Below are 12,511 nucleotides of genomic sequence, written 5' to 3'. Positions count from 1 at the left end.
CTCGTCGAGGGGTGCCGTGCCCAGCGCGCCCATGGACCCGCCGGTCAGTGCCGGACGCCGCCGGTCAGGGCGCGGGATCGGTCTTGGCGGTGTCGTTGACGTTGGTCAGGCAGGCCTTCATGAAGTCGTCGCGGTGGACGGTACCGCCGGTGGGTTCCTGGGAGATCTGGGCGTACTCCTGCGAGCAGGTGCTGTCGCTCGCGGTGTAGGTCATGCTGCCGTCGTCGGCGTACAAGCCCCCCGATATCACGCCGGACGCGTAGGCGCCGAGGAGCGTCGAGCGGCCGAAGACGGGCTTGTCCACGGTCTTGGTGACCGTACGGGTGACGACCTTGGGCGGGCGGGACTCTGCCTGGTGGGCACGGTGGTCGGCAGCGGCCGCCTGACGGCGGGCGGCGGCGAGCGCGGAGTGGGTACTGACGTGGTCCACCGTGGCCGCGGTGACGGCCAGGGCCGTCAGCCCACAGGCGGCGATGGCGATGACATCGGCTCTGTTCACAGTTGTCCTTCAGGTGAGGAATCGGAGGATGAGAACCACACAGCGGGTCGCTGCCGGGAGCGGCGCGGTGACGGCGGAGGATCGCCTCACCGTCACCCTCGAAGGCGTACTGACCAGCTGGGGCAGTCGGCCGGCCCGGATGTCAGTCCACTCGCCGCTGCAGAATCAGCTGCCGCTGCGCCGCCGTCACGGTCTCGGTCGAGGGGATCAGTAGTTGGCGTTGGCGATGAGGTCGCCGTCCTGGCCGTAGACGCTGACGAGCCCGTTCTTGGACTCGTAGCAGGACGTGAACGCCGAGGCGATGAGCTTCGCCTCCCCCTGGTTGTCGCTCATGAACCCGCCGGTGAAGTCGGTGTAGACCTCGGCCGAGTCCAGGATGTCGTTCCGCTTGTCCGCGCCGGTCACCTTCGTGACGTGCTGGACGGCCTTCTTCTCCGTGGCCGTACCGGACTTGGCGACGCAGGCCTTGAACTGCTCCGCCTGCGTCTTCGGCTTCGCCTGCGTCTTTGGCTTCGGCTTCGGCTTCGGCGCGGGCGTCGTCTCGGCCTTGTCGGTCTTCGGCGTGCGGCCGGCGGCGACGGCCTTGTCCTTGGCGCCGGTGTCGGTGGAGTCGCCGTTTCCGCCACCGGCCGCGGCGGCGATGCCGATCAGAACGAAGAGGGCGACGACGCCGAGGCAGCCGAAGCCGACGATCTTCCCCGCCTTCGACTTCTTCGGCGGCTGCGGCTGGAACGGCGGAGCGCCGTAGCCCTGCTGCTGCGGGCCGCCCCAACCGGGCTGGGGCTGCTGCGGGTTCTGCTGCTGGTTCATGGTCCCCCCAGGGGATGCAGAGGCACCTTGCGGGTGCGTGTGACGTGCGAGACGGGAAGGCGTGTCAGGCGGCCCGGGAGCGCCGGTAGTCGGCGAGGGCGCCGGAGGCCCACAACGGGACCAGGCGCGGGAGTTCGGTGCGCGGGACGGCGCCGCGCGCGCAGCGCAGGCCGAGCTTGGCGAGGGAGTCGGCGGCCTCGTTGAGAGGGTGACCGGCGTGGGCCTTCTCGTGGACGAAGGTCAGGTCAGGGGTGTACTCGGCGAGCAGCTGCAGCTTGACCAGGCTGGGCCGGCGGCCCTGGGAGCGCAGGTGGGTGTCGTAGCCCTCGGGCATGTCCGTCCCGCCCTGCTGCCAGCTGTGCAGGTGCCGCAGTGCCTGCAGGTTGTCCACGCGGGCCTCGACGGGCCGGCCGGGGTGCTCGTGGAGGACCGCCTTGAGGCCCCAGTACACAGCGCGCAGTTCGGTGACGACCACGCGGGAGTGAGAGCGCACGGGGTACTTCGGGTACACGTGGGCGCGCAGACCCGCGTGGCCGGTGGTGGCGAGGTAGCCGGAGGCCACCCGGTCCGGGCCGCCGACAGAGGCGTCCGTGGCGAGCACGATCGGCCCGGCGACGGCTTTGACCCTGTCGTTCACGAACACCTGGCGGTGCGTGGAGGTGGTGGGGCGGGGTGCGTGGGCGAGGGGAGAACGACGACCCATGGCAGTTGTTGCCTCCTTGTCTTCGTGACGGGGCGGCGGCGGAGAGAGGACGGCCCGCGGCGACCGGTCCCCGAGGATGCTTCCGCCGACCACTGCCGGCCGGAAGCTTCTACAGATAAGCATGACACTGAAAGCACTGTCAAACATGTTCACGCGCTTAGTTCATGGTGTAGCGTGTTCGCTGTACCCGACGAGAGGCGAGAACCCGTCATGCCCCAGCCGTCAGCCCAGGTGACAGCCGCGGAGATCTCCCGCATCGCGGGAGTCACACGCGCCACCGTCAGCAACTGGCGCCGCCGGCACGACGACTTCCCCGCACCGGCCGGCGGCAACGAGTCCAGCCCCCTCTACGACCTGGAATCCGTGCGCGCCTGGCTGCGCTCCCGCGGCCAGGCGTCCGCCGCCGCCCCGGCGGAGGAGCTGCGCACCCTGCTGCGGCTGCACCCCGTGGGCACCGGCCCGGCCGCACCGCTGCTCCCCCTGGTCCTCGCCACCTCCCGCCGCTCCCCGGGCGAGCTGACCGAGCTGGCCGGCCTGCCGGACACCGACCTCGCCGCACACGCGGACGCCGCCGTCGCCGACCTCACCGGCACCCTTCCGCAGACCGGGGCCGCCCCCTTCACAGCAGCCGACGCGGCCGTCGTACGGGCACTGATCCACTGCGTACGGGAGGAGGGCGCCCAGGCCGCCGTCGACGTGCTCGCCGAGCGGGAACTGGAGGACAGCGCCTCCACCGGCACCTACCAAACCCCCGACCGCCTGGCCGACCTCATGGCCCGCCTGCTGCCCGCAGACACGGCCCGGGTCCTGGACCCCGCGTGCGGCAGCGGCACCCTGCTCGCGGCCGCCGCACGCCACGGCGCCCGCGAGCTGTACGGCCAGGACGCACTTCCGGTCCAGGCCCAACGCAGCGCCGTACGCCTGCTGCTCGCCACCCCCGACGCGGCGGTGGCCGTACAAGCCGGCGACAGCCTGCGCCACGACGCCTTCCCGCAGCCCCCGGTCGACGCGGTGCTGTGCAACCCGCCCTACGGCGACCGCGACTGGGGCCACGACGAGCTGGCCTACGACCCTCGCTGGGCCTACGGCGTCCCACCGCGCTCGGAGCCCGAACTCGCTTGGATCCAGCATGCCCTGGCCCACCTGCGCCCCGGCGGGTACGCGGTGCTGCTGCTGCCCCCCGCCACCGCCGCCCGCGCCTCGGGCCGCCGTGTGCGCGCCGAACTGGTACGCGGCGGCGCCCTGCGCGCTGTCGTGGCCCTGCCGTCCGGCGCGGCCGCGCCCCTGCACATCGGGCTCCAGCTGTGGATCCTGCGGACCCCGGAGCCGGACGGCCCGGACCGCGCCTCCGTGCTCTTCGTGGACGCCGACGGCGAGCGGCAACAGGACAGGTCGCGTAACCGGTCCGACAGCACGCCCGGCTCGACGGGGACGCGCCGCCGCCGCGACACCCTCGACTGGGACGAACTGACCGCCACGGTGCTGGACCACTGGACGACCTTCCGCGCCGACCCCGAGTCCTTCTCCGACGAGCCCGGCATCGCCCGCGCCGTCCCCGTACTGGACCTCCTCGACGAGGTCGTCGACCTCACCCCGGCCCGCCAGGTCCGCGCCCTGCCCGCCGACATCGACCCGGCCCAGGTGTCACGGCAGGCCGACGACCACCGCGAGCGGCTGACCGAGCACACCGGCCTCCTCGCCCAGGCCGCTCAGGGCACCTGGCGGCCCACCGGGGACTCCCCACGGCAGTGGCGCACGGCCACCCTCTCCGACCTCGCCCGTGGCGGCGCCCTGGAGATCCTGCGGGCGGCGACCGACACCCGGGAGAAGACCGAGGGCGCGCACTGGCGTGCCGAGAACTCCGGGCGGCGGGTCCTGCTCGGTGCCGACATCGCGGACGGCGTACCCGCCTCCGGTACGTTCCTCGACAGCGTTCCGCTGAAATCGTCACCGGTCATCGCCGAAGGGGACATCCTGGTACGCGTGTTCACGGGGGACGGCGGAAACATGGCCCGGCCGGCGGACGAGCAGGACATCGGCGCACTGCTCGGCCACGACCTCTACCTCCTGCGCCCCGACCCGGCACGACTGGACCCCTGGTTCCTCGCGGGCTTCGTCGGCGCGCACGACAACATCACCGGGGCATCCACCGGCAGCACCACCGTCCACCTCCAACCCGGACGGTTGCGCGTACCGCTGCTGCCCCTGCAGGAGCAGCGCCGCTACGGCGAGGCCTTCCGCCGCGTCCACGAACTCAACACCGCCGCCCGCCGGGCCACCGACCTGGCCCGCGCGTACGCGGACCTCCTGACCACCGGCCTGACGGCGGGCGCACTGCTCCCACCGGAGACCGCGTCGGCCTGACGAACTGACACACTTCTTCACACATCCACCACACTCGGCCGCACCCGCCCCCTCGCCCTCTCGCCCGGCGGAACGGCTCGGAAGGAACTCGGGGACCCTTGAACAGCAGCAAGCACACGGAGTTGGCGAACCACGCATGGTCCGTCGCCGACCTCCTGCGCGGCGACTACAAGCAGTCCGACTACGGCAAGGTGATCCTGCCGTTCACCGTGCTGCGCCGCCTGGAGTGCGTCCTGGAGCCCACCCGGGACAAGGTCATCGAGACGGTGGCCCGCTTCGCCGGCCAGGACATCGACACCGACCGCTTCCTGCGGAAGGCCTCCGGCCACTCCTTCTACAACAAGAGCGAACTCACGCTACGGAAGATCGCGGCCGACCCGCAGAACGCCGCGAAGAACCTCCAGATCTACGTCGGCGCCTTCTCCGACAACGCCCGCGAGGTCCTCGACAAGTACGAGTTCAACCAGCAGGTCAGGAAGCTCGACAGCGCGAACCTGCTCTACCAGGTCATCGGCAAGTTCACCGACCTCGACCTGCACCCCGATGTCGTGCCCAACCACAACATGGGCTACATCTTCGAGGAGCTGATCCGCCGCTTCGCCGAGCAGTCGAACGAGACCGCGGGTGAGCACTTCACCCCGCGCGAGGTCATCAAGCTGATGGTCAACCTGCTGGTGGCGCCCGACGGGGACGCCCTGAGCCTGCCGGGTGTCGTCCGCACGGTCATGGACCCGGCCTGCGGCACGGGCGGCATGCTCAGCGCCGCCGACGACCGCATCAAGGCCCTCAACCCGGACGCGACGGTCGAGGTGTACGGGCAGGAGCTCAACCCCGAGTCCTGGGCGATCTGCCGCTCTGACCTCATGATCAAGGGCCAGGACCCGGGCAACATCGCCTTCGGTAACTCCTTCTCCGACGACGGCCACGCCCGCCGCTCGTTCGACTACATCCTCGCCAACCCGCCGTTCGGCGTGGAGTGGAAGAAGGTCAAGGACGAGGTCGAGTACGAGCACAAGTCGCTCGGCGACGCCGGCCGCTTCGGCGCGGGCCTGCCGCGCATCAACGACGGCTCACTGCTCTTCCTCCAGCACATGATCTCGAAGATGAAGCCGGTGGACGTGCACGGCGGGGGCGGCTCCCGCATCGCCATCGTCTTCAACGGCTCCCCGCTGTTCACGGGCGCGGCCGAGTCCGGCGAGTCCAACATCCGCCGCTGGATCCTGGAGAACGACTGGCTGGAGGCGATCGTCGCCCTCCCCGACCAGCTCTTCTACAACACCGGTATCTCCACGTACTTCTGGATCCTCACCAACCGCAAGGACGCCGACCACAAGGGCAAGGTCGTCCTGCTCGACGCACGCGACCAGTGGCAGAAGATGCGCAAGTCACTCGGCGACAAGCGCAAGGAGCTGGGCGACGGAACGAACGGCCGCCCCGACCACATCGGCGACATCACCCGGCTGTACGCGGAGGCGGTGCAGGTCGCGAAGGACCCCGAGCACCCGCTGCACAGCAAGGTCAAGGTCTTCGCCAACGAGGACTTCGGCTACCAGCGCATCACCGTCGAACGCCCGCTGAAGCTGCGCTTCGAGGTCACCGAGGAGACGTTGGCGGCGCTGACGGAGGCCAAGCCGGTCGCGAAGCTGGAGCGGAGCGAGGAGTTCGTCGCGGCGGTGCGTACGCTGCTCGGCTCGTCCTGGACGACGAAGTCCGAGGCGTTCATCGCGCTCAAGGACGCGGTGGTCGCGGCCGGTCTGACGTGGCCGTCGGGAGCACCGTTCGCGAAGGCGGTACGGGAGACGGTCGGGGTCCGGGATCCGGAGGGCGAGGTCCAGAAGGTCAAAGGCGCACCGGAGCCGGACGCGGACCTGCGGGACTACGAGAACGTTCCGCTCGGCGAGGACGTCGAGGACTACCTCAAGCGCGAGGTGCTGCCGCACGTGCCGGACGCGTGGATCGACCACACGAAGACGAAGATCGGCTACGAGATCCCCGTGACACGACACTTCTACGTATACGAGCCCCCGAGGCCGCTGGCGAAGATCGACGAGGAGTTGAAGTCACTGGAGGCGGAGATTCAGAAGCTGCTGAGTGAGGTGACAGAGTGACTGTCTGGAGTAAAGTTCGCCTGAAAAACCTATGCGTAGACGCTGGGCAGTACGGACTTAACACCTCGGCCGAAAACTACGTCGAGTCGGGGGTGCGTTTGCTGCGCACTACGGATATCAGTAGCGGAAGGCTCACCCCTACAGAAGATGGTGTGTTCGTATCAGACCTTCCAGAGGAGCGATTCACACTCAAAGAAGGTGATATTCTCCTTTCGCGAAGCGGTACTCCTCCCGGGCAGTCGTACCTGGTTCGCGCCTCCGACGCAGGGGCAACATTTGCCGGATATTTGGTCAGATTTCGCCCTCTGTGGAGCGCGGAGCCTCGTTTCCTCGCCTACGTCGCCCGAAGCGAACCATTCCAGCATAAGATTCGCTCAGAATCGGTTGCCTCAACGATTCAGAACTTCAATGCTGAACGGTACGCGAACATCGATTTCAGAGCACCTGGTTTGGAGGAGCAGCGACGCATCGCCAACTTCCTCGACGCCGAAATTGGCAAGATCGACGACTTGGTTTCCAAGAAGGAACGATTGGTTTCCCTCATGGATGAGCGCATCAACAGCCAAGTGCTCCAATACATCGGATCCAGCCAATTGGTGCGCCACACAACTGGCCATCCTGCACTTCCCATTCGTCGGATCTTGACCAAGGTGGTGCGGCCTGCGGTCGCCGATGTGGGTGTAATCACAGCCTATCGAGATGGCCAAGTTACCGAGCGGAGCTTGCGACGCGCGGAAGGGTACACTCTTTCATCCTCCGCTGATCCGCAGGGCCAAAGCGTCCAAGTGGGAGATGTCGTCGTGCACGGCCTCGACGGCTTCGCAGGAGCCATCGGCACATCTGAAGCTATCGGGAATTGCAGTCCTGTCTACCATGTCTGTACTCCTACTGGCGATGGAGACGCATATTTCCTAGGCCGGCTTCTGCGCCTACTAGCCCTCCAGGGATACCTCGGCAACTTTGCAACCAGTACGCGCGAGAGGGCTGTTGACTTCCGAAATTGGGATCTCTTCGGAAGAATCCCTATCCCAGTCGTGCCTCCTGATGGGCAGCGTGAAATTGGCGATCGGATCAAAGGGTTGCGCCCGCTTCGTGAACTGATCGTGCGCTCTGAAACTTTGGCAGCCGAACGCCGCCAAGCCCTCATCACCGCCGCCGTATCCGGCCAGTTCGACGTATCCACTGCCAGCGGACGCAACGTAACGGACGGAGTCACCGCGTAGCCATGAGCCCCATCCACACGGAGTCCGCCTTCGGTGACGCCATAGTCGCCGCGATGGTTGAGCGCGGCTGGCGTGAGGCGCGCCCGCAGGACTACCGGGCCGATCTCGGCCTGGACACGAACGAGTTGTTCACCTTCATCGGGGCGACCCAGCCCGACGAGTGGAACGAACTGCTCACCGTCTACGGCGGCGACCCGAACGAGGCGCAGCGAGGATTCGCCGGCCGTCTCGACCAGGCCATCGCCACCAACGGCCTCCTCGACGTGCTCCGCAACGGCGTCAAGGACCGGGGCGTCCTCCTCCGCGTCGCCTACTTCAAGCCGAACCTCGTCGCCCACGACTCCGTGCTCGACGGCTACCGGGCCAACCGCCTCACCGTTGTCCGCGAACTCGCGTACGCGACGAAGCAGGCCGACTGGGGCAACAAGCTCGACCTCACCCTCTTCCTCAACGGAATCCCCGTCGCCACGGCCGAGTTGAAAAACCCGCTGACCCAGCAGGGGGTGGAGCAGGCCAAGGAGCAGTACCGCACCGACCGGGACCCCACCGAACTGATCTTCACGCGCCGGGTCGTCGCGAACTTCGCCGTCGACCCGGACCTGGTCTTCGTCGCCACCCACCTCAAGGGCAAGAACACCCGCTTCCTGCCCTTTAACACCGGCTCCAACGGCCCTGGTCAGCCGGGCGGCGCCGGAAACCCGGCCCCGACCGTCTACGGCACGTACGCGACCTCGTACCTCTGGGAGCAGGTCTGGCAGCCGGACAACTGGCTGGACCTGCTCCAACGATTCGTGCACCTGCACAAGAGCAAGACACCCGGCGGCGGCACGACGAAGACGATGGTCTTCCCCAGGTTCCAGCAGTGGGACGCGGTCAAGAAGCTCACCGCGCACGCCGCCACCCACGGCGCGGGCCACGACTACCTGATCATGGCCTCGGCCGGCTCGGGCAAGTCGAACACCATCGGCTGGCTCGCACACCGCCTCAGCGACCTGCACACCCCCACCGACCCCCACGAACTCGACGCCGAGGCCGTGGCCAAGGGCCTCAAGCCGGGCGTGCCGGTCTTCGACAAGGTCATCGTCATCACCGACCGCCGCAACCTGGACGCCCAGCTCCGGGAAACGGTCGGCAATTTCGAGCAGACCGCGGGCCTCGTCGTGAAGATCGACGAGAAGCACGGGGCGAAGGGCGAGCAGCTCGCGAAGGCCCTCTCCCGTGACACCGGGAAGATCGTCACCGTCACCCTGCACTCCTTCCCAGCGCTGCTCGACTACCTCCAGCGCAACCCCACCGAGATCCGGGGCAGCCGTTTCGCGATCATCGTGGACGAGGCGCACTCCTCGCAGTCCGGCGACGCCGCCACCGCCGTACGGTCCGCCCTGCGCGACTTCGGCCTGGACTCCGACTCGGACGACGAAGGCGCGACCACGGTCAAAGCCCCCTCCGCCGCCACCCTCGAAGACCAGCTCAAGAAGAGGGCGGAGCAGCGTTCCCGCGCCGCGAACCTCTCCTACTTCGCGTTCACCGCCACGCCGAAGGCCAAGACCCTCGAACTCTTCGGCACGCTCCAGGACATCGCCGGCGAGGCGACCTACCGGCCCTTCCACACGTACTCCATGCGGCAGGCGATCGAGGAGGGCTTCATCCTCGACCCGCTGCGCAACTACGTCACGTACAACACGTACTGGAAGCTGGTGAACCAGAACCCCGACGAGAAGGAGGTAGACCCGTCGAAGGCGAACAGTCTGCTCGCCCGGTACGCGCTGACCCATGACTCGACGGTCGCCCAGCACGCCCAGGTGATCGTGGAGCACTTCGTCACCCACAGCCGCGGCCGTCTCGGCGGGCGGGCCAAGTCGATGGTCGTGACCGCCTCCCGGCAGAACGCCGTGCAGATGGCACGTGCGATCAAGAGCTACATCAAGGACCGGGACTACGACACCAAGTATCCCGACCTGGGTGTCCTTGTCGCCTTCTCCGGCTCCCTCACTATCGACGGCGAGGAGACCACCGAGCCGAAGGAGAACGGCGGGCTGTCGGAGAGCGCGCTGCCGAAGGCGTTCGCGTACACGCGTGCCGACGACAAGGCCGCGCGCGCCGGCGGAACGGGCCAGCGCGAGTACAGGATCCTGGTCGTCGCGGAGAAGTACCAGACCGGGTTCGACCAGCCGCTGCTGACGACGATGTACGTCAACAAGACGCTGACCGGCATCTCTGCCGTCCAGACCCTGTCCCGGCTGAACCGGACCGCCGAGCGCAAGACCCAGGCCGACCTCGCGGTACTGGACTTCGTCAACGACGCCGAGGACATACAGGACTCCTTCCGCCCGTACTTCGAGGAGGCGAACACCCTCCCCTCCGACCCCAACCTGCTCTACACCGCGCAGAGCCGGGTCATGCAGGCGGGAATCCTGTCCGGGCAGGAGATGGACGAGTTCGCCGCCGCGTACTTCGCCGCCAAAGAGAAGGCCGCCGGCTCGCAGTCCAAGTGGGAGAAGCTGCACGCCGAGCTGTACCGGCTGCTCTCGCCGGCCGTCGCCCGCTTCACGCCCCTGCTCGAAAGCGAGGACGAGGACGACCAGGAGGTGGCGGAGGGCTTCCGCGCCGACCTCAACGACTACGTCAGGAAGTACGGCTTCCTCGCGCAGATCGTGCCCTACCGGGACGCCGAGCTGGAGCGGCTGCACCTCTACGGCCGCTACCTCCTCAACCGGCTGCCGCGCCGCGCGGACGGCGGCGTGGACATAGGGGAGATCGACCTCAGCCACATGCGCGTGGAGAAGACCGGCGAGTACGACGTCTCTCTCACCTCCGAGGGGCCGACGACGATGCAGGGCTTCGGCGACGGCTCGGGCGGCGCGAAGGAAGCGGAGAAGTCGCTGCTCTCGCAGCTGATCGAGAAGTTCAACGAACGCTTCGGCACCGAGTTCACCGAGCAGGACGTCATCCGCCCGTTCGAGGAGGCCAAGGCCGACCCGAAGGTGCGGGCGGCCGCCGTCGTCAACGACGAGGACAACTTCGGTCTCGTCTTCGACAACGTCTTCGCGGACAAGATGGCCGACCACATCGACACCATCGCGGGCATGGGCCGCCAGTACTTCGGCCCCGACAAGGGCTTCAAGTCCAGCCTGGACCGCAGCGCCCGCAAGGCCGCCTGGCGGATGATCCGCCGCGAGGAGGGCCTGGAGGACGACGTCTGACTCGTACGCCCCGGCCGGACATGCCGGCCGGGGCGCCCTTCGGCCTCGATCCGTCTGCGGCCTGACGGCCGTGGGTGAGGCGGTGGGTTGCCCTGGTGATCGTCACTTCACCTGCAGGCAGCGCCCGTAACCGACTGCACGAGGCTCATACCGTTCTTGTCCGATGTACGCCATAGGTTGTTGTGGGAAAAGAGGGGGAGACGATGGCTGAAGCCCGCAAGGCACTCGTTCCGGTGTGGACGCTGGCGACCGGTGACGTCCGGGTGCCCGCATTGGCCGGAGACGAGCCGATGACGGCTGAGCGCCTGGCTGAACTGCGCGGTGTGCTGGCCGTCATGGCCGACGCGCCGATCGCCACGCTTGAGGCGCATCCGCTGCCAGACAGGCTCGACCGCAGCCGAGGCATCCCGCTCGATGCCGCGAGTCCCCTGGCGCAGCACCTGTCGCAGTTCATCACGCAATCGACGCGAAGTTCCCTTACGGCGGCCAGGGCGACCGCCGGCGGCGAAATCCTGTATCGCATGGTGGTTCCGGCGAAGGTCGCCGCCCAGCTCGGTCAGGGCATGGTCCGTTCGATGCCATCGAAGGCGGTCGCCGGTGGCATCCACGGTGCACTCATGAACTCGACGGGCATCGCCGCCAACGCGACGTTCGTGCCGGTCGGCAAAGTGGCCGCAGCAGGCGCGGTCGGCGGAGCCGGTGCGACAGCCGGTGCCGCGGCCGCCGGCGGCGCGGCGCTCACCGTGGCCGCGCCGCTCGTGCTCATGGCCGTAGCGGTGGGGGTGAGCGCGCATGCCGACTACAAGCGCCAGAAGGCTATCGAACACATCACAGAACTGCTGGAGCAGCTGCACGAGCAGAAGCTCGAAGAGGAGCACAGCGAACTCGACGGCTGCCGCGATGCCATCGACAAAGCCACCGCCATTCTGCTCGACCAGGGCAAACTCGGTATCTCGCTGGGACTGGACTCGGCAGTGCACGCCATCAACACGGCGCTGGGCCGCGCTGACCGCCGCCTTGCCCAGTGGCAGAGCGCACTCGACAAGCTGCCCGACGGCAAGCCCGTCGAGATCGGCACGCTGACCAAGTCGTTCCCCGGCGTCGACGAGCATGGCGGCACGTTCCGCGCCCACCTCGAACTCGCCGCCTTGGCCGTTGCGCTGAAGCGGCGGGTCGTCGTCCTGCAGGCGGTCGAGCATGCGCAGGACAACCTTGACAACATGTTCGAGAACTTCACCCGCGAGCTCAAGCGCGACCAGCAGCGCCTCGACGAGCTGGAGTCGGGCATCGCCCGTGTGCTGGTACACCTTTCGGCGCTGGAGCTGGCAGGCCCGCAAGGCTGGCGGCCCGTCTTCACGACCGATGAAGTCGATCGTCTGATGCGCGCGGCGCACCGGATTCGCAAGCTGGGCGACGGCGTCATGGTCAACAGCCGCTCGACAGACGTGGCGATCGAGATCGCCCGCGACAGGGACGGTTCGGTGGTCGTGTTCCCCGCGCTGCCCGCAGCGGGGTAGACGCGCTCGCACTCACTTGGTGAGTGGTGTGGGGTTGCCCAAGACTTCGGTGCGGACGTCATCACCTTCGGCGTCCGCACCTGC

The 12,511-nt window shown here is 68.0% G+C and carries 8 protein-coding genes; 5 read left to right on the top strand and 3 right to left on the bottom strand.

Features of this window, described 5'->3' with window-relative positions:
* Window positions 1–64: 64 nt before the first annotated feature.
* The 3 genes from LQ326_RS25535 to LQ326_RS25525 all read right to left on the bottom strand — a co-directional run bounded on the left by LQ326_RS25535 (window position 65) and on the right by LQ326_RS25525 (window position 2,012).
* Complete coding sequence (locus tag LQ326_RS25535) at window positions 65–499, bottom strand: hypothetical protein (RefSeq protein ID WP_234540060.1); 435 nt, start codon at window positions 497–499, stop codon at window positions 65–67.
* A 207-nt stretch (window positions 500–706) separates the two neighbouring features.
* A complete protein-coding gene (locus LQ326_RS25530; RefSeq protein ID WP_234540058.1) occupies window positions 707–1,309 on the bottom strand; it encodes a hypothetical protein in 603 nt (200 codons plus the stop codon).
* A 64-nt stretch (window positions 1,310–1,373) separates the two neighbouring features.
* Window positions 1,374–2,012, bottom strand: a complete 639-nt coding sequence (locus LQ326_RS25525) for a ribonuclease HI (protein ID WP_234540056.1) — start codon at window positions 2,010–2,012, stop codon at window positions 1,374–1,376.
* Window positions 2,013–2,222: 210 nt separating this feature from the next.
* On the opposite strand from LQ326_RS25525, the gene LQ326_RS25520 reads away from it, so the two are divergent.
* The 5 genes from LQ326_RS25520 to LQ326_RS25500 all read left to right on the top strand — a co-directional run bounded on the left by LQ326_RS25520 (window position 2,223) and on the right by LQ326_RS25500 (window position 12,427).
* Entirely contained in the window at window positions 2,223–4,376 is a 2,154-nt protein-coding gene (locus LQ326_RS25520; protein ID WP_234540055.1) for an N-6 DNA methylase, read from the top strand.
* Window positions 4,377–4,474: 98 nt separating this feature from the next.
* Window positions 4,475–6,484 (top strand): type I restriction-modification system subunit M, encoded by a 2,010-nt coding sequence (locus tag LQ326_RS25515; RefSeq protein WP_234540053.1) that lies wholly within the window; start codon window positions 4,475–4,477, stop codon window positions 6,482–6,484.
* Window positions 6,481–7,707 (top strand): restriction endonuclease subunit S, encoded by a 1,227-nt coding sequence (locus LQ326_RS25510; protein ID WP_234540052.1) that lies wholly within the window; start codon window positions 6,481–6,483, stop codon window positions 7,705–7,707. Before LQ326_RS25515 ends, LQ326_RS25510 begins: the two co-directional genes overlap by 4 nt.
* Before the next feature lie 2 nt (window positions 7,708–7,709).
* The gene (locus LQ326_RS25505) at window positions 7,710–10,910 is read left to right on the top strand and encodes a type I restriction endonuclease subunit R (protein ID WP_234540051.1); all 3,201 of its coding nucleotides are present in this window, start codon (window positions 7,710–7,712) and stop codon (window positions 10,908–10,910) included.
* 203 nt (window positions 10,911–11,113) lie between these two features.
* Window positions 11,114–12,427: a hypothetical protein gene (locus LQ326_RS25500; protein WP_234540050.1), complete on the top strand. Its 1,314-nt coding sequence runs from the start codon at window positions 11,114–11,116 to the stop codon at window positions 12,425–12,427.
* Window positions 12,428–12,511 lie beyond the last annotated feature (84 nt).

The organism is Streptomyces shenzhenensis (assembly GCF_021462265.1).
Classification (GTDB): Bacteria; Actinomycetota; Actinomycetes; order Streptomycetales; family Streptomycetaceae; genus Streptomyces; species Streptomyces shenzhenensis.
The sequence above is the reverse complement of the archived record's forward strand: the minus strand, read 5'-3'. Positions and strand labels throughout refer to the sequence as shown.